The following is a 24,302-nucleotide window of genomic DNA, read 5'->3' on the forward strand; positions in this document are numbered from 1 at the left end:
CGCGCTCAATCCGTCAATCAGTCAGTCAATCAACTTCCCGCTCGCGTCGTAGAACGGATGCAGCGCGCCATAGTCGCCGCTGGCAGCCAGATGCGTCACCAGGCCATGGACCGGATGCCACCAGTGCAGCAGGTACCCCGGCGGCTCCATCCGGAAGCGCGACGCCGCGTCCGGGTCAAGGTCCAGCGCGACCTGATGCGCGGGGCCCGGTGCCGTCATGGCGATGGTGCCGCCGAATCGGCGCGTGATATGGCGGTGCAGGTGGCCACAGACGACGCGCTCCACCTGAGGATGGCGCGCGATGACGCTCTCGAACGCGGCGGCATTCTCAAGGCCCTGAACGTCCATGTGGCCGATGCCGGTATAAAACGGTGGATGATGCAGCATCACCAGCGTCGCGCGAACCCGTTCGGCCGATAGTGCCGCATCAAGCCACGCCAGCCCTGCATCGTCGGCGCGGCCGCCCGGCTTGCCCGGCACCGTGCAGTCAAAGCCCACCAGCCGCAATGGCCCGGCATCGATCGCGTAATGAACCGGCGCGTCGCCATCGCCATTCGCGAAAAGATAGTCGTGGTCGATGAACACGCTGCGCAGCGACTGGCGGTGATCGTGATTGCCGGGCAGCAGCCGGACCGGCATCGGCAGGCGCTGCAGGATGTCGCGCAGGAAGCGGTATTCGGGCTCGCTGCCGAAATCGACCAGATCGCCGGTCACGATGACGATGTCCGGCTGTTGCGGCGCGGCCAGCAAGGTGTCGATGGCGGTATGCAGCGCGCCGGCGGTGTCCACCAGCCGGTATGAGAGCTTGCCGCCTGCCTTGATATGCAGATCGGTCAGTTGCGCGACCAGGTAGGGGGCTGTGCTGTTCATGCGGCCTCGGGAAGCGTAATCAGGTGGTCGGTATCGATGCGCAGGCCGATGCGTTCGCCAGCCCGCCACGCATCGCGGCGAGCGGTATCAACGATCAGCGGCTGCGTGGCGCCCACATCCACCAGCAGACGGGTATGGTTGCCGAGGAACAGCGCGGTGACGATCGTGCCTTCCACATGTGCGTGGTCCGCATGCGCAAGCGCCACGTCCTCCGGGCGGAACATCAGGCGTGCAGAGGCCGATACCGGCGCATCAGCGGGCGGGCCCATCGGCACGGTTCCGCCCGGCACGCGCCAGCGGCCCGCTTCGGCCATTGCCGGCAGGTGGTTCATCGTGCCGATGAAGTCGGCCACGAACGCGTTGGCAGGCGCGCGGTAGATCTCCTGCGGCGTGCCGGCCTGCGCGATGCGCCCCTTTTCCATCACGATGATGCGGTCGCCCAGCGCCATTGCCTCGGCCTGGTCGTGCGTCACGTAGACGGCGGTGATATGCAGGCTGCGCAGAAGTTGGTTGATGTCGGCGCGCAGCGCGTCGCGGAGCTTGGCGTCAAGCGCGGTCAGCGGTTCATCGAGCAGCAGCACGCGCGGCTGTACGGCGATGGCGCGCGCCAGTGCTACGCGCTGGCGCTGGCCACCAGAAAGCTGGCCGATGCGGCGGTCGGCGAACGGCCCCAGATGCATCATCGCCAGCATGTCATCGACGCGCCGGCGGCGCGTGGCGGCATCGGTTCGCCGCACGCGCAGGCCGTAGGCGATGTTCTCGGCCACGGTCATGTTCGGGAACAGTGCATAGTTCTGGAACACCATGCCGACTCCACGCTGCTCGATGGGCTGGTTGGTGACGGGGGTATCGCCAAACCAGACTTCGCCGCCCGCGTCGGGCTGTTCCAAACCGGCGATGATGCGCAGCGTCGTGGTCTTGCCGCAGCCCGATGGCCCGAGCAGCACCACGGTTTCCGCGGCGCCGATATCGAGATCGAGCGGCTGGAGCGCCGTCGTCCCATCGGCAAAGGTCTTGGCGCAATGGCGCAGGCGGATCGTTGTTGGCTCATGCATGGCGGGTCTCGGCGGGTTGGGGCGCGGCTGCGGGCGATATCGCGGGCGCGGCTTCCGTTTGGGGCGCATGGCGGCGCGCACGTGCGCCCATGGCGCTCAACGTCTGCATGAACACCAGCAGCGGAATGATCATCACGAAGAACACAATGGTGTAGGCCGAGCCAATTTCGAGCCGCATCGATGCATAACTGTCGGCCAGCCCCACGGGCAGCGTCTGCGTAGTGGGCGTATGGAGCATCCAGGTCAGGTTGAATTCGCCGACGGACAGCGTCACCACCATCAGCGCGCCAGCCAGGATGCCCTGGCGGCAGTTGGGCAGCACCACCGTAAAGAAGCGCTGCAGGCGCGTGGCGCCAAGGCTGGCGGCGGCGTCCTCCAGCGTGCGGATGTCGATGGCTGACAGAATGGCCAGCACCGACCGCACCATGAACGGCAGCGTGAACAGCACGTGGCCGATCAGGATGAACACCCAGCTTGTGCGCAGGGCCTGCCAGCCGCCGTAAAGCAGGATCAGGCCCAGCGCCGTGGCCAGCCCGGGCACGGCGACGGGCAGCATCAGCAATTCCTCGATCAGCCGCGTCACGCGATTGCGCCGCAGTGCCATGTAGTAGGCGGCGGGCACGCCGATCACGAGCGTGCAGGCCAGGCAGGCCAGCGCAATACCCAGCGACAGGAAGATCGTGTTGCGATACAGCGACCAGACTTCGAGCAGCCAGCGCGTGGTCAGGCCGCTGGAGACGCCGATGAAGATATTGTTGGTCAGGCCGGCCAGCACGGACAGCACCACGGGCACCGTCATGAACGCGCAGACCGCAAGCGTGAGCGCCAGTTGCAGCCAGTAGGCAGCGCGGCGGGGTTGTGAGGTCATCAGTGGTCCTCAGGTGGGCTCATTGGGACACAGGGAGCTTTGGGGAGGCGCTATCAAAATGAAGCGAAGCGGTTCTGGCTAGGGTGAAGCAGGGGTTTCGGCTCGCGTGCGAGCCGCCTGCGTAACGGCATGTGCCTACGAGCACATGCGCGCCCTGCAAGGGCGCGGCCGCAGACAGTACAAGTGGTACGGCAAGGCCGCGCAACGACGCCAGAATCATTTTGATAGTGCCTCCTAGGCTGTGGCGGCGACGGCGTCGCCGGAGTACCAGCGCGCCAACGCCAGCAGCAGCCACGTGACTGCACCAAGCAGGATCGACAGGGCCGCGGCCATGCCGAAGTTCGCGTAGTTCGTGAATTCGTTGTAGATCGTCAGCGGCAGCACATCGAGCTGTGTGGCCAGCGTGAACGCCGTGCCGAACGCGCCCATGCTGGTGGCAAAGCAGATGGCGCCGCTCGACAGCATGGCTGGCATCAGCGCGGGCAGCATCACGTCGCGCACCACATGCCAGCGGCTGGCGCCGAGCGAACGCGCGGCTTCTTCCAGCGAGGTATCGAGTTTCTCGACGGCCGCCATCACGGTCAGGATCACGCGAGGAATCGAAAAATACAGGTAGCCGACGAACAGGCCGGTCAGCCCGTAGGCAAAGGTCCAGCGGTCGCCCACCAGCAGATCGCCGATCGATGCCAGCAGGCCGTTGCGGCCGCCGAGCATGATGACCATGAAGCCGATCACCACGCCCGGGAAGGCCAGCGGAAACGTGAGCATCGCCACCAGCACCGGCTTGCCCGGCACCGGATGGCGCTGCAGGAACGTGCCGGAAATGCCCGCAATCACCAGCGTGGCGAACGTGACCAGTGCGGACAGCAGCACGGTCACCATCAGGCTATGCAGGTAGCGCGAGCTGGTCAGGACGGTCCAGTAGACCCCCGCGCCGTCCTTGCCGGTCAGGCTGACTTCGATCAGCCGCGCCATCGGCAGGCAGAAGAACGCCAGGAATACGACGAGCGCTGGCAGCGCGAACAGGAACAGGGCGGGGGATCGTCTGGTCATGGTGTATCAGCGGACTTCCTTCAGGTACTGCTCGCTGAAGCCCTTCTGCACCTGCGCCATCTTGCCGAAGTCCACCGGCTTGGCGCGTGCGTACTCGGCGGCAGGCAGGAAGCGCGACTGAACGTCCTTTGGCATCGGCACGTTACGCACCGGGCGCAGGTAGGCGTTGGCCCACAGCGCCTGGCCCTGGTCGGACAGCACGAAGTCGAGCACCTTGCGGCCTTCCGTGGCGTGCGGCGCGTTGTTGACCAGGCTCATCACGTACGGGACAACCAGCGTGCCTTCCTTCGGAATCACGAAGGCCACGTTGGCGTGATCCTTGTATTTCGCGCGATAGGCGTTGAAGTCATAGTCCAGCAGGATAGGAATCTCGCCCGACAGCACGCGCGCATAGGCGGTCTGCTTCGGCACGATCGGCTGGTTCTTCTGCAGTTCGCGGAAGTACTTGAAGGCCGGACCGAAGTTGTCGAGCGTGCCGCCCATCGCCTGGTTGACGGCGACGGCGCCGACGTAGCCGACAAACGCGCTGGCTGGATCGAGATAGCCGATCAGGCCCTTGTACTCGGGCTTGAGCAGGTCGGCCCACGACTGCGGCACCGGTTTGCCGCGCAGCGCGTCCACGTTGACCATGAAGCCGAGCGTGCCCGAGTGAATGGCGAACCAGTTGCCCTGCGGGTCCTTCAGGCCATCGGGAATATCGTTCCAGTTAGCCGGCTTGTACGGCTGCGTCACGCCATCGGCCTTGGCCTGGATGCCAAACGTCACGCCAAGGTAGGTCACGTCGGCCACCGGGCTGGCACGCTCCGCTACCAGCTGCGCCAGCGACTGGCCCGAGTTTTTGTTGTCGAGCGGCACGGTGACGCCGGTTTTTTCCTTGATCGCGCGGATCTGCGCGGCCCAGTCGGCCCATTCGGGCGGGCAGTTGTAGCAGATGGCGGTTTGTGCGGCCACGCCCTGGCTGAAGGCCGCGGCGGTTGCGGTGATGGCCAGCCAGCGCAGCGGACGGCGCCAGAAGGATTGCGTCGACATGTAAAGCTCCCTGGTTGAGATGATGGGACGGCGGGAAATGCGTGAAACGCTTGTTGGCAGGATCTATGGCGGCGCGCCGACGGTACCGGCGACGCGCAGTATGTGTGGCAGCAGGAAGGCGCCTTCTGCTGCGTCATCGTGGATCGTGTTGCGATGCTTGAGCCGGTGCAGAAGCTGCCGTACGGCTTGCGCGCCAATTTCGGAGTTCGGCTGCACCACGGTGGCCAACGGCGGCTCCACCAGTGCGCCCAGCGCGATGCCGTCGTAGCCGAGCACGGAGACGTCGCGCGGCACGCGCAGGCCCAGGCGCTTGAGATCGGAGATCACGCCGATGGCGAGCAGATCGTTGGTGCAGAAGAAGGCGGTAGGGGTATCGGCATGGGCCATCAACTCGCGAATCTGCGCGGCGTTGCTGGCCGTGTGCGATGGCAGGCAGACCGGTGCGAGCGGCGCCAGCCCGTGCGCCCGCATGGCATCCTCATAGCCCGCAAATCGCTGGCGGGCGCGGTCGGAGGCCATGAACGCGCCGGAGACCACCACGATGCGCCGATGGCCTGCGGCGATCAGCGCCTTGACGCCCTCGCACGCGCTGGCGCGGTTGTCCACCGATACCGAATACCGGCCGCGCGGCGTGCCCTGTGGTGACACATGGTGCGACACCTGGTTGTACGCGAGCACATATGGCACGGACTCGCGGTCCAGCTGATCCAGCACGATGCTGTCGGCGGCGTCGGCCACGGTCAGCACCATGCCGTCGACGCGATGGCGCAGCAGGTACTCGATCCGCTCGCGCTCGCGCGCAGGGTCATAGCCGCTTGTCACAAGCATCAGCGAGTATCCCGAGGCCATGGCCTCTTCCTCGATGCCGCGCCAGCACTCGGCAAACACGGCATTCTCCAGCGTGGGCAGCATCACGCCGAGGATGCGCGTCTGCTGCGCGCGAAGCTTGGAACCAAGCAGGTTGGGGCGGAACGAGAGCCGCTTCGCGGCGTCATGCACGCGCTGTGCCGTGGCCTCGCGCACAAGCTGGGGATGACTGAACACGCGTGACGCCGTGGCCAGCGATACCTTCGCCGCCAGCGCTACGTCGGCCAGCGTCACGCCATGGCCCGGTTCGGCGGGGGCGATGCTGGGCAACACGGATCGGCGGGACGTCGACATGGGCTTCCTCGTCGGTTGGGGGCGCGCTATGATGAAAACGTTTTCATTGAAGCGCCGAAAAATCAGACGTCAAGGTTTTCCGTTGTTGCGATGCCGCATCGGCGATGCGGTGCGGCCCGGACCCTGCGCCTGTTATTGCCCCGGATTTTCGCGGGCATGTGTGACTTGGCGATGACAGGCGCGCAGGCGAAAGTTTTGGTAACAGTGTTGCCACGCTCCACGGTCAACCGTTGCGCCGGTCAAGCGTCAAACCGGCATTCCCTCCAGGAAACACGAAAGGGCGCCCCCATGATCACCCCCAAATCGCGCGCGCAGAAGTGGCGGCGCCCGCTGGCACTGCTGGCGATGACCACAATCCTGGCGGCCTGCGCCCAGACGCCACCGTCAGGCGCTGCCCCGCAGGGAAACCTGACGGCGGCTGACCTGCGCTGGCTGAACACCGTCAGCTTTGGCGCGGACCAGGCCAGCGTGCAGCATCTGCAGGCTGTCGGGCGGGAGCGCTACCTGGAGGAGCAGTTGCGCATGCCGATGGCCGACCCGCAGCCGGTGGCGGCCGCCATCTCCACGCTGGAGATCAGCCAGGGCGATGCCGCGCAGCGGTTGCAGGTGGTGCGCACCGAACGCCAGCGCATCAACGCGCTGACCGACGAGACCGAAAAGCAGCAGGCACGTCAGGCGCTCAATCGCCAGGGGCGTGACCTTGTGCTGGATACGGAGCGCCGCCACCTGCTGCGCGCGTTGTATTCGCCGGGCCAGTTGCGCGAGCAGATGACGTGGTTCTGGATGAACCACTTCAGCGTCTATGCCGGCAAGGGGCAGGTCAGGCTGGCGCTGCCCGACTACGAGGAGCGCACGATCCGGCCGCACGCGCTGGGCAAGTTCCGCGATCTGGTGATGGCGACCGTGACCGCGCCGGCCATGCTTGAATACCTCGACAACGCGCAGAGCGCGGTCAATCACATCAACGAGAACTACGCCCGCGAATTGATGGAACTGCACACGCTGGGCGTGTCGGGCGGCGCCAGTGGGTCTCACTATACGCAGCAGGACGTACAGGAACTGGCGCGCGTGCTGACGGGGCTGGGCGTGAACGTGCGCGGCGAGCCGCCAAGGCTCGGGCCGGCGCGCGCGGCGCTGTATCGCAGCGACGGGCTGTTCGAATTCAATCCGAACCGCCATGACTTCGGGCCCAAGACGCTTATGGGTCAGCGGATCGAACCGACTGGCTTTGGTGAAGTGGAGCGGGCGGTGGCTATCCTGTCGCGCGACCCGGCCACGGCGCGCTTTATCTCGATGAAGCTGGCGACGTACTTCGTGTCCGATGCGCCACCGCAGTCGCTGGTTGATCGCATGGCCGCCACGTTTACGCGTACCGATGGCGATATCGGCGCGGTGCTGCGGACGATGCTGCTGTCGAAGGAGTTCGACAGCACAACGCCTCATGGCGCACGCAAGTTCAAGGATCCAATGGTGTTCGTGGTGTCGTCGATGCGGCTGGCCTATGACGGCCGTCCGGTCACGAACCTGCGCCCGGTGATCAACTGGCTCAATCAGCTTGGCGAGCCGCTGTACGGGCATGTTGCCCCCGACGGATATCCTTCTGCCGAGAGCGCATGGGCCAGCTCCGGGCAACTGGTTCGACGCTTTGAAATCGCGCGGGCCATTGGCAGCGGTCCGGCCGGGCTGTTCAGCGGCGACGACGGCCAGCCCACGCAGCGGCGTGGCTTCCCGATGCCGAACAGCCGCATGTTCTACGACACGATCGAGGCCACGCTGGGCCCCGCCACGCGTGGCGCGCTGGCGCAAGCCGGATCGCAGCAGGAGTGGAACACCGTGCTGCTCAGTTCCCCGGAATGGATGCAACGTTGAATGCGCAAGGAGCGTGTCATGAATCGACGTGATTGGCTCAAGGCCATGGGGAGTACGGGGCTCGCGCTGACGCTGCCGACGGTGACGTCGCGCGTGTTCGCGCTGCCGGCTCAGGCGGATGCGCGTTTCCTGCTGGTATTCCTGCGCGGCGGCTACGATGCGGCCAACGTGCTGGTGCCGACGGGCAGCGATTTCTACTATCAGTCGCGGCCCACCATCGCCATTCGCCGTCCGGTGGCGGATGGCGCTGCGCCGGACCCGGCCGCGGCGCTGCCGCTGTCGGTCGATGGGTGGGCGCTGCACCCGGCGCTTGGCGCCACGATGCTGCCGATGTGGCAGCGCCAGCAGCTCGCCTTCATCCCGTTTGCCGGCACCAGCGACATGTCGCGCAGCCATTTCGAAACGCAGGACGGCATCGAAGCCGGGCTGGCTGGGGACGGGCACGCCGGAGGTGTCCCGCGCGGCAGTGGTTTCCTGAACCGGCTCGCTCAGTCGATGGGTGGCCTGGCCGCGCCGGTGGCGTTCACCGATGGGCTGCCGATGGTGATGTCGGGGGGCGCCAACGTGCCGAACGTATCGCTGAAAGGCACGGGCCGCACGCCGTTCGATGCGCACCAGACCCAGGTGCTGGCGCAGATGTACAAGGGCACGCGCTTCGAGTCACTGATCGCCGAGGGGTTCGATCTGCGGCAGACCGTTGCGGAGCAGGCCGAGGCGATGCGGCAGCATGAGGCCGCGATGCACAGCGCGGAAGGGGAATCGATGTCGGGCCGCATGCAGGAAATGCAGGCGGCCAACCGGCGGGCGCTCAGTGCGCGTGGCTTCGAACAGGAAGCGCGCCGCATGGCCGGACTGATGCGCGACAAGTTCAATATCGGCTTTATCGACGTAGGCGGTTGGGACACGCACGTCAACCAGGGCGGGGCGCAGGGCCAGCTTGCCAACCTGCTGGACAACCTGGGGCGCGGTCTTGCCGGGTTCGCCGAGGAAATTGGCCCGGCGTGGCGCAATACCACGGTCGTGGCGATTTCCGAGTTTGGTCGCACGTTCCGCGAGAACGGCACGCGCGGCACCGACCACGGCCACGGGACGGTGTACTGGGTGGCGGGGGGCAATGTGCGTGGTGGGCGCATCGTCGGCGAACAGGTGGCGGTGTCGCCGTCCACGCTCAATCAGAGCCGGGACTATCCGGTGCTGAACGACTATCGCGCTGTGCTCGGTGGGGTATTCCGCCGGCTGTACGGGCTGGACGACAGCCGTCTGGCGCAGGTTTTTCCGGGCAGCCGGGCGCGGGACATCGGACTGGTGTAGCACGCCGCGCGCCGGCGTGTGCCCCCGGCAAGTGGGGTGTGGCGGGGCTCAAGGGGCGGTGGTGATGTGCCGATAGTTTGCGGTGGGAGCGGATTTTCCCACTGCAAGATCCGCACGGTCCAACGCCAGTTTGAGTGCAAAGCCTTGTCGCGACCCCTGACGCCAACTATTGCCGATTGCCTCGAACACAGGTACCTGCGACCGGTTTTCCAACCGATCGGGTCGCTCGCCACGGGCGACATCCTCGGGTACGAGGCACTGATTCGCGGCCCTGCAGGCACGCCGCTGGAGAATCCCGTCGCACTGTTCGCGGAAGCGGCCAGGGCGGGAGCGCTGGTGCGCATGGAGCGGCTGGCCGCGCGCACCGCGATCGCCGCCTTCATCGAAGCGGGCTTGCCGGGCAAGCTGTTCCTGAACTACTCGGCGGATTCGCTGCGCGATATCGAGGACACGCGAGATGAGGTGCGCACCTTCCTGAAAGCCAGTGGCATTCAGTCGGACCGGATCGTGCTGGAGTTGACCGAGCAGGCGCCGCTGGGATCGCTGGAATCGCTGACCAAGGCGGTCTTTTCGATCCGCAGCCGCGGCGCGCAGTTCGCGCTCGACGACTACGGCACCGGCCATGCGAACCTGGGCCAGTGGATCGCGTTGAAGCCCGACTACGTCAAGATCGCCCGCGTGGTGATTGATGGCATCGCAACTTCCACCTTCCAGCATGAGGCGGTGCGCGCACTATGCAAGCTGGCAAGGCTCAGCGGCAGCAAGCTGGTTGCCGAGGGTATCGAGCGCGTGGAAGACCTGATTGCATGCCGCGAACTCGGCATCGATTATGCGCAGGGGTACCTGCTGGGGCGTCCTTCGGCCGAGCCGCCGCTGACGCTTTCAGACGTATCGTTGCGCGCCTTGCGTGTGAAGGCGTAGCGCATCAGTGCATCAACGTATCAGCGTGCTGTTGCCGATGCGGCGTCCGGCGTCGTGGAGTCGGCTGTAGCGGAGGAAGGGGGTTGCGGCGCTGCTGCGGGCGCGGCCGGGCCTGAGGGCAGGGAAGCCGGGGCGGCCGGAGAGGCAGTCGGAGTCGACAGGGCCGACGATGTCGAATCAGGCGCGGCTTCCACCACCTCGCCCGGGTCGAGTGCCATGCCGTTGTCTGCCGTCGTCGCAGGTGCGCTGGCCGGCGGTAATGCATCGCTCTCGGTCTCCGGCAGGGCCGGACGGCGAGGCGAGGGACGTGGTGTCGGAGCGGCTTCCTCCTTCTTGCCGGACGCAAACAGCTTCTGGTACCAGCCCTTGACCTGATCGGTGATGGCGGAGTACCAGCTCTTCTCGTCCACCTCCGCAAATCGCACACGCGGGTCGATGATCCGGGCACGCAGCGCGCGCTGATAGAAATCGCCGACGATCGGCAGTGCGCTGTGTGCGCCCTGGCCCCAGTAGTCGCTGCGCAGCGTCACGCGGTTATCGTTGAAGCCCACCCATGCACCCGCCACGAGCTGGGGATGCATCAGGATGAACCAGCCATCGGCGTTGTCCTGCGTGGTGCCGGTCTTGCCGGCCACGTCGGCACGGATGCCGAAACGCGTACGGATCGAGGTGCCCGTGCCGCGGTCGATCACGTCACGCATTACATCGACGAGCGTTTCGTTGGCCGACGCCGAAAGTGCACGCTGCGGCGACGGCAGGCGGAACTGCGCAAGCACATTGCCATCGTGGTCCTCGATGCGCGTGACCATCGATGGCGCGATGTACTGCCCGCCGTTGGCGATGGTGCCGTACGCGCTGACCATCTCCTTAAGCGTCACCGGGCTTGTGCCGAGCGCTAGCGAAGGCACCGCTTCGAGCTTGCTGTCGCGCACGCCCATCTCGCGGGCCAGTTGCGCCACGCGGTCCGCGCCGATGCTCTGCACCAGTTGCGCGGTGATCGTGTTCTTCGAATAGACCAGGCCGTCGCGCAGGCTCATTGCACGCCCGGTGGGCGCCGAATCATCGGTGGGGCGCCAGATTTCGCCACCGGCCAGCTTGATCTCGACGGGCTGGTCGATAAACGTCTCATCGGGACTCTGCCCGCGCGCGAAAGCAGCGCCATAGACGAATGGCTTGAACGTGGAGCCGGGCTGGCGGCGCGCCTGGGCCACGTGGTCGAACGCATCCACGGTGAAATCGCGGCTGCCTACCCAGGCCCTGATCTCGCCGGTGGTCGGGTCGATGGCCATGAAACCGGCCTGAATGCGCGTCTTCTGCTGGCGCAGGTCCTGCATGAACGCCCGGTTGGCCATCAGGTGCTTCAGTGCATCGTCTTCGGCCCGGCCGCCTGCGACGGCAGCGCGGAACTCCGGCGTTTCACGTACGAAGGCCTGCACCAGCGCGGGATTCTCGGCCCAGCCGGCGCGCGGTGCCCAGGCGGCATTGGCGATCGACTGCAGTTGATTGCCCTGGCGCGCAAGTGCCTGGGTGGCCATGGACTGCAGGCGCGAGTCGATCGTCGTGCGAATGACCAGCCCGTCGGTATAGAGGTTGTAGTCGTTGCGGTCGGCCCAGGCGATCAGCCACTTGCGCAGTTGCTGGGCGAAGTGGGGCGCCGGGCCGGGGGCCTCGATCTGGCGCTCGAAATCGATGCGTAGCGGCCGCTTCTTCAACACCTCGTACCGCGCGGGGGCCAGCTTGCCGCGCTTGACCATCTGCGCCAGCACGGTATTGCGGCGGTCCAGCGCACGCTCGGGGTTCAGCACCGGGTTGTAGTAGCTGTTGCCCTTCAGCATGCCGATCAGCGTTGCCGCTTCGAGCACGTCCAGCTTGTCGGCGGACTTGTCGAAGTACGTGCGCGCGGCCATCTCGATGCCGAACGCGTTGTACAGGAACGGGACGGTGTTCAGGTAGGTTTCGAGGATTTCATCCTTCGAATACAGCGCCTCGATCTTGAGCGCCGTGATCGCTTCCTTGAGCTTGCGCGTCAGCGTGGGCGCGCGGCCAATTTCGTCCGGATAGCGGTTGCGGGCGAGCTGCTGCGTGATTGTGGAACCGCCCTGGCGGTCGCCGGAGAACGTATGCAGCGCGGCCGATGCCGTACGGCGCCAGTCCAGCCCGTGATGCTGGTAGAAGCGGTGGTCCTCCGTGGCGATCAGCGCATCGACCACGTTTGGCGAGATTTCCGAGAGCTTGACCCAGTCGCGATTGGCCCAGCGATAGACCGCTATCTCCTTGCCGTCGGCCGACAGCACCTGGGCCGGCTGCTCGGATTTGGCCTTGCGGATGTCGCTGATGCCGGGCGTAAACGGGATCAGCAGCAGGATGTAGAGCAGCACCAGTGCCGGGATGGCAGCCACCGCCAGCAGGGCTTCCCGCCGCGTTGGTCGGCGCAGACGCTGACGCAGTTGCAGCAGGCGCGGGGCGATGAAGGTCTTGATCGAATCCAGGTGCATTGACGCAGGCACCCTGGGCCCGGCGTACGTACTGTCGCGGGGCTGTCAAATGCCGTTCTCGGAAAAGTGTGAATCCTACCAAATTGCGGCTCGGGAAAACCCGCATTTTGTACCTCGTTTGGGTTCGTACCCTGCCAAGGTGGGGTGTCATTTCGTGCAATGAAAAGCGTTCCGACACACGAATTTCATACTCGACTGGAACAATCGCGCTGCCCCCAATATGTCACCGCGTGTTTCCGGTTGTGCCTTGTGCACTTTTCCCGGATCTGGCGCGGGGCGGGGAAGCGCCTCAATGTCTTGAATAAAACGAGAAATTACAGTGAAGAAAGCTCTATTTGCCCTGGCGGCTGCGGGTACGTGCGTCCTGAGCGGCGTTGCATCGGCACAAACCGCCTCCAACGTGACGCTGTACGGCATTGCCGATGCAGGCATCGAATTCGCCACCCATACGCCGGGCGGCAACAACGGTACCGTGGTTCGGGTCAGCTCGGGCAACATGTCCGGTTCGCGCTGGGGTCTGCGCGGCGTGGAAGACCTGGGCGGTGGCCTGAAGGGTATCTTCACGCTCGAGTCGGGCTTCGATATCGACACGGGCCTGTCGGGCCAGGGCAGCCGCCTGTTCGGCCGACAGGCTTTCGTGGGCCTGCAGGGCGATTTCGGCGCCGTGACGCTTGGCCGTCAGCAGAACGCGCTGTATGACCTGTTTGGCGCCTATGACCCGATGGGCGTGGGCCCGAAGTATTCGCTGAACTCGGTGGACGCGGCGTTCAACGGCCGCGCCGACAATTCGGTCAAGTACACCGGCAAGTTCGGCGGCCTGACCGCCATGGCCCTCTACAGCACGGGCGTGAACAACAACGGCGAAGTGCCGGGCAACTACAAGGCTGCCCGCGACATCGGCGCCGGCCTGGCCTACAACGTCGGCGGCTTCTCGATCGGCACCGCGTATGACCAGATCCAGAGCGCAACGCCGGCCATCTCCGACCGCGCCGTCAAGCGCCTGGCCGTCGGTACGTCCTACGACTTCGGCGCGGCCAAGGTGTTTGCCGGCTATCGCTGGATGCGTGACGACGGCATCGCCAGCGCCACCACCGCTGCCACGCGCAACAACGTCTACTGGCTCGGCGGCCTGTACCGTGTGACCCCGGCCCTGTCGCTGACCGGTGCCGCGTACTACACTGACGTGCACGAGAACAACAATGATTCGTGGATGTTCGTGCTGTCGGCCGACTACACGTTCTCGAAGCGCACCGACGTCTACCTGAACGTGGGCTACGTGACCAACAAGAACGCATCGAACCTCGGTCTGAACGGTGCCGGCACGGCCGTGGCCGGCGCGAACCAGACCGGCACGATCGCCGGTATCCGTCACCGCTTCTAAGACGCCGACATCCACGTGCCTGTCAGGAAACTGCTTCAGAATGAAGCGAAGCGGTTTCCTGGGCGCCGGCAGGCGGGGCCTTTCCCCCCAGCCCTGCCGGACAATAAAACGCCCCTTGCCCGGCGAAAACCGGGCAAGGGGCGTTCTTCATTCAACGCTGGCGGCCTGGCCGGGGGCGACTATGCGGCCGGTGGTTGGGGCGGTTGGGACTGTGCGTCGTGCTTGCGCAACCGTTCGAGTGCCCGGGTCAGGCGGGCGCCTTCTTCCACGTCGGCAGTCCTGTGCAGTGTTTGCACCGCATGCAGCAACTGCTCCTTGTCAGCGACTGTCAGGCGGTCGGTGGCCTCCATGGCCTCGAGTTCCTTGTCCACGCGTTTGCCAAGCTTGCGTACGAATTCGGGGTCAAGCTGCCCCTGGCTCGCGCCATGGGCAATGTGATAGATCAGGGCTGCAAGCCCTTCGGGCGTCGTCTCGGTCACGGCAACAGCATCGCGTTTCATGGCATCTCCGATGGCAGGCCGTTTCATTCTAGATAGATGCAGATGCGACGGACACTGTGTTTGCAGGGATTTGTAAAATGTGCGCTATGCGGCGCCACACCGTCTTACTGCCGAAATATTGCGGGGCCAGAATGTCACACGTTGTCGGCCCGCTGAATAAGTCGGAATCGAAGAAAGAAAGCGACCGGAGGGGTTGCCGCGGGCCGACAGCGCCCAATCGAGGTCTCCTGACGAAATCTTGCCGTCCGGGGCCGACGTGCCTTGGCACACTTCCCACCTCGGCCCCGCCGCACCTCAACTCCATCTGATCAAGCTTGGCCACGCGCCGCTAATGATCGTCGTCAAAAACTCGGCGCCCTCGCGACCGGGCAACGGCCACGTGGCATCAGTCACGGAGGCTTGCGAATCCTCCTTCAGGTTGGCCCGATATCTCCAAATTGCCTTGTATGGCAATGGCTTTGCGCCGGCGGTTGGTGAAGTCATGCACAACCGTGCGATCTCGCTTTGCGCAAATTGAGTTGGTCAATCGACCCAATTGAAACAATCTAATTTCTGCGGCCTTAATGTCCCCGTAATATCGAGCGCAGTAGTTTCGATAATATGTAAGGAGTTAAGGAAAATACTACGTTAGAAAATCATTCACTCTGCCGCGGTGCAAATAGCCAGGGCGAAGTACTTCGCTAAAACGCTGGCGGACGCATAAGCGTTCTGCATGAGGATTGCTCCAACTTCTCCAGTCCCCCGGGCGATTCATCACTGAGGTGCGTGTGTTGATCATCCACACGGGCCGCCCCCACCCAGCCTGATAAGGCTGGCAAACACCACGCCTTCACCATCGCCATCCGGCATGGCATGACTGTTTGCGGGATGAACAGACAGTTTCATTGCCAATCACGGCCATTTGCATGGCGGCAGCGGTTCGACAATCAACCTCACAGGAGTAACTGTTCCATGAATATCAGAAAAACCTTAAAAATCTCCGCGCTGGCAATAGCCGTTTCTGCCGCATTTTCCACCAATGCACTGTTTGCACAAACGAACCCGACACCGAACAGTTTCTGGTGGCCGGAACAGCTGAATCTGCAGCCACTTCGATATCATTCCGCCGAATCCGATCCCATGGGCACGGCATTCAACTATGCGAAGGAATTCAAGACCCTGGACCTTCAGGCTGTCAAACGGGATATCGCAGTCGTCATGAAGACATCCCAGGCCTGGTGGCCGGCTGACTACGGCACCTACGCGCCATTCTTCGTTCGCATGGCGTGGCATAGCGCCGGTGTCTATCGCATCTTTGATGGCCGGGGCGGGGCTTCCGGCGGCCAGCAACGGTTTGAACCGCTCAACAGCTGGCCCGACAACGTAGGCCTGGACAAGGCACGGCGTCTCCTGTGGCCGGTCAAGCAAAAATACGGCAAGAAGATCTCCTGGGGTGACCTCATGGTGCTGGCAGGTAACGTCGCACTGGAGGAGATGGGCTTCAAGACCTTTGGCTTTGCGGGCGGACGCGCGGACGACTGGGAAGCCGAAATGGTGGACTGGGGCCCCGAGAAGAAAATGCTCGCCCATCAGCGACATGATGCGAAGGGCACCCTGAACAAACCGTTCGCGGCAACCGAGATGGGTCTAATTTACGTCAATCCAGAGGGGCCGGGAGGAAAACCCGATCCCATGGCATCCGCGAAGGTCATGCGCGACGCGTTCGGCCGCATGGGTATGGATGATGTCGATACCGTTGCACTCATCGCCGGGGGTCACACTTTCGGAAAGGCCCACGGTGCACACGATCCGGCAAAGTGCGTCGGGAAGGAACCTGCCGCCGCCGGTATTGAAGAGCAAGGCCTTGGCTGGGTGAACAAGTGCGGTACGGGCGTTGGCGTGGACGCCACCGGCAGTGGCCTTGAAGGTGCATGGTCCACCAACCCGACGCGCTGGACCCATGAATACCTGACATGGCTCTATAGCTTCGACTGGGAAAAGTCAAAGAGCCCTAGCGGAGCGATCCAATGGGTTCCCAAGGACAACCGGAGCGCCAATTTCGTTCCGGACGCGCACGATCCGAAAAAGCGGCATCCGTTGATGATGTTTACAACGGACATTGCACTGAAGGTCGACCCCGAGTATCAGAAGATCTCGAAGCGCTTCCTCGAGAATCCGAAAGAGTTCGAACTGGCCTTCGCCAAGGCATGGTTCAAGCTCACGCATCGCGACATGGGGCCCAAGGCCCGTTACCTTGGTGCCGAAGTACCCTCGGAAGATCTGCTCTGGCAGGACCCGATCTCCAAGCCGGATCACAAGCTCGTGGATGGTAACGACGTTGCGAAGCTGAAATCGAACATCCTGGCTTCCGGCCTGACCACCCCGGAACTGGTCAGAACCGCATGGGCATCGGCGGCGACGTTCCGCGTGACGGATATGCGTGGTGGTGCAAACGGCGCGCGTATTCGCCTGGTGCCTCAGAAGGATTGGGAAGTCAACGATCCCGCCGAGCTTGCCAGGGTGTTGAGCCGTCTGGAGGCAATCCAGAAGGATTTCAATCTCGCCCAGAAAGCCAGCGGCAAGAAGGTATCGCTCGCCGACATGATCGTGCTGGGAGGCGTGGCTGCGGTGGAAGACGCGGCGCGCAAGGGTGGCTACCCGGTACAGGTACCGTTCACGCCGGGCAGAATGGATGCATCGCCGGAACAAACGAGTGTCCCGTCTTTCGCGGTGCTTGAACCGGCTGCGGACGGCTTCCGCAACTACTACGGGAAGCAAACCTCGGCTTCCCCGGCGGAAATGCTTGTCGAGCGTGCGAGCTACCTGAATCTGAGGGTTCCCGAAATGACGGTCCTGGTTGGCGGCATGCGTGCGCTGGACGCAAATGCCGGCAAATCCCGGTACGGCGTGTTGACGGATCGCCCTGGCACCCTGAGCAACGACTTCTTTGTCAACCTGCTGGACATGTCGACCAAATGGTCAAAGTCTTCCACGGACCAGGGCACGTATGAGGGACGGGATCGCGAAACCGGAAAGGTCAAGTGGACGGCTACGCCGGTGGACCTGATTTTCGGGTCGAATTCCGAACTGCGTGCGGTTGCCGAAGTTTATGGTGCCGACGACGGCAAGGAGAAGTTTGTCCAGGACTTCGCCAAGGCATGGGCCAAGGTCATGAACCTGGATCGTTTCGACCAGTTCTGATATCAGGCTGAAAGGAAGGGCCCGGTTCTGCGCATTGGGTGGAGTCGGGCCAATGAACGGGTAATTTTTTCCTGTTCAGCGTCGTCCCAAGAAGTTGAAGTCCTGAAACGTCACTTCTGATCGGTAGATGGCGGCGTGCAGTCGCCGCCATCTATACTGACTGCGTTTGACGGTTCACGAACGCGGGTCACGGGAGGCACGCCATGTTCAGAATTGCCATATTCCTGCTGTTGCCAATCAGCCTGGCTGGCTGTGTGTCGATCAGCAGCAGCGACCCAACCCCGCCACAGCACACCACGGTGGTCACGCCTGCCCCAGGATCTTCGACCACGACCTGCAGTCCGAACCCCTGCTAGCCCCACCTGCCAGCCCCCGCCTTGCTAGCGCGCGGGCGGGTCGCCTTCGGCCTGTGCTGCGGGCCGGATCTGGCGCATGATGCCGTCGGCAAACAGTACGGGCCCGTGGATCGGTATGCCAGCCGTACGCAAAGCGTCGGCGGTCCAGGTATTGCAGGTATAGAAGCCGTCGTATTGTGCGGTTGCACCGAAGTACAGGCCGCCCGGATAGGGGCCGTCGCCAAGGCCGACCGGCGCTCCGCTGCCGTCGGTCTGCACGGCGTTGGCAAGGAAATCCCGCAGTTGCGCAATACCTTGTTCGCTGACGCCAAGCCGCACCACGTTGTCAGCGCCGAACGCGGCGGCGGGTGTGTCACGCAGCACGGTCAGCAGGATGGCGCCCGCGCCGGGCAACAGCGCCGACAGCAGCGTCATCGGACCGCGCTCGCGGCTTAGCAGATAGTGTCGGTCACCAAAGCCGAAGCACAGGAAATGCGAGCCGTTGTAGCCCACGACCAGCCGCATCAGGCGCGCATCGGCATCTTCGGTCCGGATGCAGACATCGGTGTGCCAGTCGCGCTCGACCACGTCGATGATGGTGGCGGGGTCGTCCGATGCGGTGGCCTGCGTGGAGGTTGCGCAGCCTGACAGCAACGTGACCAGCAGGGCAATCGCTGCATGGGCGACGAACCGGCGCAGGCTGGTGGTTTTCGTCATTCGGTCCGTACCACTGACGAAAGGATGTGAGCGGCCTTCAGTGTCAGGTAGAGGCTCATGGATTCATGGACTCAGGCCAGCCCCGCAGCATGTACGCCCCAGCCCGCCAGCGCGCAGCCGGCCACAACGGCCCACGGCGGCACGCGCCAGACGGTCAGCGCGGCCAGCGCCAGCAGCGCCAGCGCGAAATCGGCAGGGACATGAATTGCACTGGTCCACACCGGCTGATACAGGGCGGCCAGCAACAGGCCGACCACGGCCGCATTGATCCCCGCAAGGGCCGCGCGGGTGCCTGTATGCCGGCGCAGCCGTTCCCAGAAAGGCAGGGCGCCAAATACCAGCAGGAAGGACGGTGCGAAGATCGCCAGCAGGCACAGCGCGCCGCCGAGCCAGCCATGGGGCGTGGGCCCGCCTGCCGCGCCGAGGAACGCAGCGAAGGTGAACAGCGGACCCGGCACGGCCTGCGCGGCGCCATAGCCGGCCAGGAACGTGTCATTGCCGACCCAGCCGGTTGGCACTACAGCGGCCTGCAGCAGCGGCAGCACCACGTGTCCGCCGCCAAACACCAGCGCGCCCGCTCGGTAAAACGCGTCGGCCAGTGCCAGCGCATGGTTCGGAATCGCACTGGCCGCGATCGGCAACCCAACGAGCAGCGCGCCGAACGCCAGCAGAAACGCCAGTGCAGCGCGGTGGCCGACCGGTATCGGCAGCGGTTCGTGCGGCGCGGTGTCAGCGGTGCGGAAGCTGCGTGCACCGATCAGGCCGGCGATCACCATTGCGCCAACCTGGCACCACGGCGAAGGCACGAGCGTGACGGCCACCGCGCTGAGCGTCATCAGCGTGATGCGAGGAGCGTCGGGGCAGAGCGAGCGCGCCATGCCCCAGACGGCCTGCGCCACCACTGCCACTGCCGCCACCTTGAGCCCGTGCAATGCACTCGCCGGCACCAGGCTGCCATAGTGCGACAGGCCCAGCGCGAACAGGATCAGCGCGATGGCCGACGGCAGCGTGAAGCCGGTCCATGCGGCCAGCGCGCCGGGATACCCGGCCCGGGACAGGCCCACCACCATGCCTACCTGGCTGCTGGCTGGCCCCGGCAGGAACTGGCACAGCGCGACGATATCCGAGTAAGCGCGGTCACTGAGCCACTGGCGGCGCGTGACGAACGCCTCCCGAAAGTACCCGAGATGGGCCACCGGGCCGCCAAAGGATGTAAGCCCCAGACGCAGGAAGACAATAAAGACTTCCCACGCGCTGTGACTGGTCTGATGCGTCTCGGAAGTTCGGACTGCGGTCATGGCGGATGCCGGTCTAGCTCTTGACATGGATGGTTGCCACCAGCCCGGTGCCGTCGGCGGCGGAACGATTGGCAAAGTCGACGGCGAGCCCGTGCAGCACGGCCACCCGGCGCGCGATGGAGACGCCCAGGCCGTTGCCTTTTTCCTGCTGGCCGGCGGCGCGGAAGAACCGGTCGCCAAGCCGCGCCAGCAGTTCGGGTGCAACGCCCGGTCCGTGATCGGATACGGTGATCCGGTCCGGCTCGAACGCCAGCGTGACCACCGTGCCGGCCGGACTATATCTGATCGCGTTGTCCATCAGGTTACGAAGCATCGTGCCAAGCAGCGCGGGGTCTCCGTTGACCGGCAGCGGCGTCTGGTTCGCCCCGGGCCACATGATTTCCATGTCGACATTGCGCCGTTCGGACAGCAGCAGGCAGTCCGACAGCACCTGTCGGGACACTTCATGCCAGTCCACAGGACCGCGCCTCGGCAGCGTTTCCTCATCCTCGAGCCGACTCATCGTCAGAAGCTGCGAAACCAGCCGGCTCATGCCGTCGATGCCGGCTTCGACATTGGCCGAGGCGCGCGCGCGTTCCACCGGGTCCGGCGAGCGTCGTGCGACTTCCCACTGGGCCTTCAGCGCGGCCAGCGGCGTGCGCAGTTCGTGTGCGGCGTCGGCTGTCAGGCGTCGCTCATGCTCCAGCAACGCCGTGGCCCGGTTCAGCAACTGGTTCAGTTCCGTCACAAGCGGCACGAGTTCGCGCGGCACTTCAGTGAGCGAGAGCGGGGTGGGATCGCCCGGCGCACGCCCGGCGATCGATTTCGACAGCGTATGCACGGGCTGCAGCGCACGTGCCACGCCCCAAAGGAGCAGCGTGGTCAGCAGCGGCAGCCCCAGGACCCAGGGCAGCACCTGCGCCTGCAGGTAGGCCACGATCAGTTCGCCGCGCTCGCCCATGGTCTGGCCGACGCATACGCGCCAGCCCTCCACCGGGTCGTCCAGATAGTAGAGCCGCCAGGGCACCCCATCGATCTTGCGATTGGTAAAGCCCTTGACGTCCGGTGCGCGTGGCAGGCGGTCGCCGTCCGGGTCGATATGCAATGGTTCGCCGTCCGGGCGCCATGCGGCGATGGCAAGGTCGCCAAGGCCGGCATTGCCTTCATCGACCAGATCCGCGTCGCCGGGAATCGGCCCGTTCGCCTGCGGCGTCGGCGACTCCCGGGAATGGACCCGAGGCAACAGCGCCTGCATCTGCTGGGCCATACGGACCATCGCCGTGTCATAGAGCTCGTTGATCTCTTCTTCGGCGCTCAGGTATATCAGGACGCTGGTCAGCACCCATGCAAAGGCCACGGCGGCAAGCACGGCCAGGATCAGCCGCCGCCGCAGCGTCATGTCTGGTCCTCGCCCGGGGCGTCGGGCGCCGTGGCACCGATGGCTTCGAGCGTGCCCAGCGTATAGCCTGCGCCGCGCAGCGTTCGCACGATGGCGGGGTGAATCTTGCGGCGCAAGTGGTGGATATGGACTTCCAGTGTGTTGCTCTCTGCCCCCTTGTCCCAGTCATAGAGCTTGTCGCGCAGGAACTCGCGTGTCAGCACACGGTTGGGGTAGGTCAGCAGCAGTTCCAGCAGCATGGACTCCCGGCTGGTCAGGTCGACGGCCTTGCCGTGCCAGATGGCCAGGCGGGCGGCCGGCTGGTATTCCAGTGGACCGTGCCGCCAGACCGGTTCGGGCATGCCGGCCGCACGGCGCGTGACGGCGCGCAGCCTGGCCGCCAGTTCGTCCAGTTCCACGGGCTTGACCAGGTAGTCGTCGGCGCCGGCGTCCAGCCCGCCAATACGGCTGGACACGGCATCGCGCGCGGTCAGCACCACGACCGGCGTCTGGCGGCCCTGATTCCGCCAGCGGGACAGCATCGCCACGCCGTCATCGTCGGGCAGGCCCAGATCGAGCACCACGGCGTCGTAATGCATCATGCCGATGGCGCGGTCGGCCTCGCTGGCGGTGCCAAACCAGTCCACGGCGTGCCCCATCAGCTTCAGGCCGCGCTGGAGCCCGTCGCCGAGCATCGGGTCATCTTCAACGATAAGAATTCGCATCTTGCTAGTGACTGAAACGACTGTTTGGAATATTGGCACCAATCGGGCCGGAAGGTCCACATCAGCCGGTCGGAAGCGTAGCATCGCAGGGAGCCGATCGCAGCATTAATCTGGCGTAAAGGTTTCTGTCATAATCTGCGCGCTATTTTGGCCTACATCATCGCCCGCGCGGACATTCGCCGGCATGGTGTGGGCCTTGGTCTTTCTGCCCGTCCATTTCTCCCTATCTGCCTCTTTTACATGCCGCAACCCACTTCCCAGCAGAGCGCGTCAGTCGCATCCTCGCAATCGGCCCAGGGTACGGTCGGATGGTCGGTTGCTGCCGGTTGGGTGGGCCTGTTCGTCCTCGTAGCCCTGGTGGTCTGGTTTGTCTCGCTGGACATACGCCATCTGGTCGGGCCGGACGAAGGGCGTTATGCGGAGATCTCGCGCGAGATGTTTGCCTCTGGCGACTGGGTGACCATTCGCTATAACGCACTGAAGTATTTCGAGAAACCGCCGTTCCATATGTGGGTAACGGCGCTGGGCTACGAACTGTTCGGCCTGGGCGAGTGGCAGGCCCGCCTTGCCGTGGCGCTGTCCGGGCTGCTGGGGATCGGCGTATCGATGATGGCTGCCCGGCGCTGGTTCGGCGCGCGCGCGGCGATCTTCACCGGCCTGGCCCTGCTGGCTGCGCCGATGTGGAGCGTGGCAGCGCATTTCAATACGCTCGATATGACGCTGGCCGGCGTGATGTCCTGCGTGCTGGCCTTCATGCTGATGGCCCAGCACCCGGATGCCTCCGTGGCTGCGCGTCGCGGCTGGATGGCGGCCTGCTGGGCGGCCATGGGCGTGGCCATCCTGACCAAGGGGCTGGTGGGCATTGCGCTGCCGGGCCTGGTGCTGGTGGTCTATACGCTGGTGACGCGCGACTGGGGGCTCTGGCGCCGTCTGCACCTGGCACTGGGCGCGGTGGTGATGCTCGTGATCACCGTGCCGTGGTTTTACCTGGTCTCGGTGCGCAACCCGGAATTCCTCAATTTCTTCTTTATTCACGAGCACTGGGAACGCTACACGTCGAACATCCACTCGCGTTCCGGTCCGATCTGGTACTTCCTGCCTTTGGTCATCGGTGGATTCCTGCCATGGGCGGGCATGTTCCCGCGCCTCTGGACGGCCATGCGCATGCCGGCCGAGCGCAGCGAAGCACGCTTCCGCCCGGCGATGATGGCCGGCATCTGGGCCATCGCCATCTTTGTGTTCTTCAGCCTGTCCCGCTCGAAGCTGCCCGGCTACATCGTGCCGGTGATTCCCGCACTGGGTATCCTGGCCGGCGTGGCGCTTGACCGCGTGAGCCCGCGCGTCTGGGGCAGGCAGCTTCTGGGCATGGCGATCGTGGCGGCCTGCGGCCTGCTGGCCAGCCCGGTGGTGGCCACGCTCAACGCCAATCACATTCCGAATTCCTTCTACCGGGCCTATGCGATCTGGGTGGCCGCAGCCTTCGTCGTGATGCTGGTCGGTATTGTGGCGGCCCGCCTGCTGCTGCGCCGCGGCGTGCTGCCCAGCGTGGCCGTGTACGCCATGGGGATGTACCTCGGCTTCACGCTGGCGCTGCTCGGCCACGAAACGGTGGGCCGTCCGGCATCGGGTGCCGATATTGCGCCGCAGATCGCGCAGAAGCTGACCCCGGAAATGCCGCTCTACGGCGTGCAGATGCTCGACCACACGCTGCCGTACTACCTGCGCCATCCGCTCACGATGGTGGGCCAGGCCGACGAACTGACCTTCGGTACGACGGTGGAGCCGCAACGCTGGGTGCCCGATATCCCGGCCTTTATCAAACTCTGGAAGAACGGCCAGCCCGCCATGGCCGTGATGACGCCGGAGACTTACCTGACGCTGTCGCCCACCGTGCCGATGTACGTGGTTGCGCGCGACTGGCGCCGCGTGGTGGTGACGAACGTGCCGTCCCCGGCGCCTGTCGCCACGAACTGATTCCGATCCTGAAAACGTTCATGGCCGACTCCGGTCGGCCATTCTTTATTTGTTCTGGTCATATCCATGCATCAAAAGCGAGTCCTGATTCTTGGCATCAACGGCTTCATCGGCCACCACCTGACGCGCCGCATCCTGGAAACCACGCAATGGGAGGTCTACGGCATGGATATGTCGTCGGATCGCCTGGGCGATCTGGTGAA

Annotated in this window: 19 protein-coding genes; 7 read left to right on the forward strand and 12 right to left on the reverse strand. The window is 64.7% G+C overall.

Features of this window, described 5'->3' with window-relative positions:
• Window positions 1-21 precede the first annotated feature (21 nt).
• The 6 genes from B552_RS0118860 to B552_RS0118885 form a co-directional block, all read right to left on the reverse strand.
• Window positions 22-870, reverse strand: a complete 849-nt coding sequence (locus B552_RS0118860) for a phosphodiesterase (RefSeq protein WP_019450613.1) — start codon at window positions 868-870, stop codon at window positions 22-24.
• Window positions 867-1,925, reverse strand: coding sequence for an ABC transporter ATP-binding protein (locus B552_RS0118865; RefSeq protein WP_019450614.1), 1,059 nt, complete (start codon window positions 1,923-1,925; stop codon window positions 867-869). The genes B552_RS0118860 and B552_RS0118865 overlap by 4 nt, the downstream gene beginning before the upstream one ends.
• The gene (locus B552_RS0118870; protein WP_019450615.1) at window positions 1,918-2,793 is read right to left on the reverse strand and encodes an ABC transporter permease subunit; all 876 of its coding nucleotides are present in this window, start codon (window positions 2,791-2,793) and stop codon (window positions 1,918-1,920) included. The genes B552_RS0118865 and B552_RS0118870 overlap by 8 nt, the downstream gene beginning before the upstream one ends.
• A 234-nt stretch (window positions 2,794-3,027) precedes the next feature.
• Window positions 3,028-3,846, reverse strand: coding sequence for an ABC transporter permease (locus B552_RS0118875; RefSeq protein WP_019450616.1), 819 nt, complete (start codon window positions 3,844-3,846; stop codon window positions 3,028-3,030).
• 6 nt (window positions 3,847-3,852) lie between these two features.
• Complete coding sequence (locus B552_RS0118880; RefSeq protein ID WP_019450617.1) at window positions 3,853-4,875, reverse strand: ABC transporter substrate-binding protein; 1,023 nt, start codon at window positions 4,873-4,875, stop codon at window positions 3,853-3,855.
• 63 nt (window positions 4,876-4,938) lie between these two features.
• Window positions 4,939-6,036, reverse strand: coding sequence for a substrate-binding domain-containing protein (locus tag B552_RS0118885; RefSeq protein WP_019450618.1), 1,098 nt, complete (start codon window positions 6,034-6,036; stop codon window positions 4,939-4,941).
• A 288-nt stretch (window positions 6,037-6,324) separates the two neighbouring features.
• On the opposite strand from B552_RS0118885, the gene B552_RS0118890 reads away from it, so the two are divergent.
• The 3 genes from B552_RS0118890 (at window position 6,325) to B552_RS27725 (ending at window position 10,137) form a co-directional block, all read left to right on the forward strand.
• Window positions 6,325-7,905 (forward strand): DUF1800 domain-containing protein, encoded by a 1,581-nt coding sequence (locus B552_RS0118890; protein WP_019450619.1) that lies wholly within the window; start codon window positions 6,325-6,327, stop codon window positions 7,903-7,905.
• A gap of 18 nt (window positions 7,906-7,923) precedes the next feature.
• Window positions 7,924-9,216 (forward strand): DUF1501 domain-containing protein, encoded by a 1,293-nt coding sequence (locus B552_RS0118895; protein WP_026035814.1) that lies wholly within the window; start codon window positions 7,924-7,926, stop codon window positions 9,214-9,216.
• 144 nt (window positions 9,217-9,360) lie between these two features.
• A complete protein-coding gene (locus tag B552_RS27725; RefSeq protein WP_019450621.1) occupies window positions 9,361-10,137 on the forward strand; it encodes an EAL domain-containing protein in 777 nt (258 codons plus the stop codon).
• A 20-nt stretch (window positions 10,138-10,157) separates the two neighbouring features.
• Here B552_RS27725 and B552_RS0118905 read toward each other — a convergent pair whose 3' ends face one another.
• A complete protein-coding gene (locus tag B552_RS0118905; RefSeq protein ID WP_019450622.1) occupies window positions 10,158-12,632 on the reverse strand; it encodes a transglycosylase domain-containing protein in 2,475 nt (824 codons plus the stop codon).
• A 319-nt stretch (window positions 12,633-12,951) separates the two neighbouring features.
• Here B552_RS0118905 and B552_RS0118910 point away from each other — a divergent pair, with 319 nt between their 5' ends.
• The gene (locus B552_RS0118910; protein WP_019450623.1) at window positions 12,952-14,013 is read left to right on the forward strand and encodes a porin; all 1,062 of its coding nucleotides are present in this window, start codon (window positions 12,952-12,954) and stop codon (window positions 14,011-14,013) included.
• Between the two features lie 179 nt (window positions 14,014-14,192).
• Here B552_RS0118910 and B552_RS0118915 read toward each other — a convergent pair whose 3' ends face one another.
• Entirely contained in the window at window positions 14,193-14,513 is a 321-nt protein-coding gene (locus tag B552_RS0118915; protein ID WP_019450624.1) for a hypothetical protein, read from the reverse strand.
• 951 nt (window positions 14,514-15,464) lie between these two features.
• Between B552_RS0118915 and katG the strand changes: the two genes are divergently transcribed.
• Window positions 15,465-17,693 carry a catalase/peroxidase HPI gene (gene katG, locus B552_RS0118920; RefSeq protein WP_019450625.1) on the forward strand — a complete coding sequence of 743 codons (2,229 nt, stop codon included), beginning with the start codon at window positions 15,465-15,467 and terminating at the stop codon, window positions 17,691-17,693.
• A gap of 380 nt (window positions 17,694-18,073) precedes the next feature.
• Here katG and B552_RS0118925 read toward each other — a convergent pair whose 3' ends face one another.
• From B552_RS0118925 to B552_RS0118940, 4 genes are all read right to left on the reverse strand, one after another.
• Entirely contained in the window at window positions 18,074-18,745 is a 672-nt protein-coding gene (locus B552_RS0118925) for a DUF2459 domain-containing protein (protein WP_019450626.1), read from the reverse strand.
• Window positions 18,746-18,816: 71 nt separating this feature from the next.
• On the reverse strand, window positions 18,817-20,043 hold the full coding sequence (gene chrA / locus B552_RS0118930; RefSeq protein WP_019450627.1) for a chromate efflux transporter: 1,227 nt from the start codon (window positions 20,041-20,043) through the stop codon (window positions 18,817-18,819).
• Window positions 20,044-20,056: 13 nt separating this feature from the next.
• A complete protein-coding gene (locus B552_RS0118935) occupies window positions 20,057-21,421 on the reverse strand; it encodes an ATP-binding protein (protein ID WP_019450628.1) in 1,365 nt (454 codons plus the stop codon).
• Entirely contained in the window at window positions 21,418-22,125 is a 708-nt protein-coding gene (locus B552_RS0118940) for a response regulator (protein WP_051003590.1), read from the reverse strand. The genes B552_RS0118935 and B552_RS0118940 overlap by 4 nt, the downstream gene beginning before the upstream one ends.
• A 240-nt stretch (window positions 22,126-22,365) precedes the next feature.
• Between B552_RS0118940 and B552_RS0118945 the strand changes: the two genes are divergently transcribed.
• Together B552_RS0118945 and B552_RS28940 are read left to right on the forward strand one after the other, a co-directional pair.
• Window positions 22,366-24,099, forward strand: a complete 1,734-nt coding sequence (locus tag B552_RS0118945) for a glycosyltransferase family 39 protein (protein ID WP_026035816.1) — start codon at window positions 22,366-22,368, stop codon at window positions 24,097-24,099.
• A gap of 66 nt (window positions 24,100-24,165) precedes the next feature.
• Window positions 24,166-24,302, forward strand: a 137-nt coding sequence (locus tag B552_RS28940; RefSeq protein WP_157160303.1) for an NAD-dependent epimerase/dehydratase family protein, incomplete at its 3' end; no start/stop codon positions are given.

This window comes from Cupriavidus sp. BIS7, from assembly GCF_000292345.1.
Classification (GTDB): domain Bacteria; phylum Pseudomonadota; class Gammaproteobacteria; order Burkholderiales; family Burkholderiaceae; genus Cupriavidus.

Coding starts and splice junctions, on each gene's coding strand:
- B552_RS0118875 (WP_019450616.1), bottom strand. CDS start 3,846: ATGACCAGACGATCCCCCGCCCTGTTCCTGTTCGCGCTGCCAGCGCTC.
- B552_RS0118890 (WP_019450619.1), top strand. CDS start 6,325: ATGATCACCCCCAAATCGCGCGCGCAGAAGTGGCGGCGCCCGCTGGCA.
- B552_RS0118895 (WP_026035814.1), top strand. CDS start 7,924: ATGAATCGACGTGATTGGCTCAAGGCCATGGGGAGTACGGGGCTCGCG.
- B552_RS0118935 (WP_019450628.1), bottom strand. CDS start 21,421: ATGACGCTGCGGCGGCGGCTGATCCTGGCCGTGCTTGCCGCCGTGGCC.
- B552_RS0118925 (WP_019450626.1), bottom strand. CDS start 18,745: ATGACGAAAACCACCAGCCTGCGCCGGTTCGTCGCCCATGCAGCGATT.
- chrA (WP_019450627.1), bottom strand. CDS start 20,043: ATGACCGCAGTCCGAACTTCCGAGACGCATCAGACCAGTCACAGCGCG.
- B552_RS0118860 (WP_019450613.1), bottom strand. CDS start 870: ATGAACAGCACAGCCCCCTACCTGGTCGCGCAACTGACCGATCTGCAT.
- katG (WP_019450625.1), top strand. CDS start 15,465: ATGAATATCAGAAAAACCTTAAAAATCTCCGCGCTGGCAATAGCCGTT.
- B552_RS0118940 (WP_051003590.1), bottom strand. CDS start 22,125: ATGCGAATTCTTATCGTTGAAGATGACCCGATGCTCGGCGACGGGCTC.
- B552_RS0118905 (WP_019450622.1), bottom strand. CDS start 12,632: ATGCACCTGGATTCGATCAAGACCTTCATCGCCCCGCGCCTGCTGCAA.
- B552_RS0118870 (WP_019450615.1), bottom strand. CDS start 2,793: ATGACCTCACAACCCCGCCGCGCTGCCTACTGGCTGCAACTGGCGCTC.
- B552_RS0118885 (WP_019450618.1), bottom strand. CDS start 6,036: ATGTCGACGTCCCGCCGATCCGTGTTGCCCAGCATCGCCCCCGCCGAA.
- B552_RS0118880 (WP_019450617.1), bottom strand. CDS start 4,875: ATGTCGACGCAATCCTTCTGGCGCCGTCCGCTGCGCTGGCTGGCCATC.
- B552_RS0118865 (WP_019450614.1), bottom strand. CDS start 1,925: ATGCATGAGCCAACAACGATCCGCCTGCGCCATTGCGCCAAGACCTTT.
- B552_RS0118915 (WP_019450624.1), bottom strand. CDS start 14,513: ATGAAACGCGATGCTGTTGCCGTGACCGAGACGACGCCCGAAGGGCTT.
- B552_RS0118945 (WP_026035816.1), top strand. CDS start 22,366: ATGCCGCAACCCACTTCCCAGCAGAGCGCGTCAGTCGCATCCTCGCAA.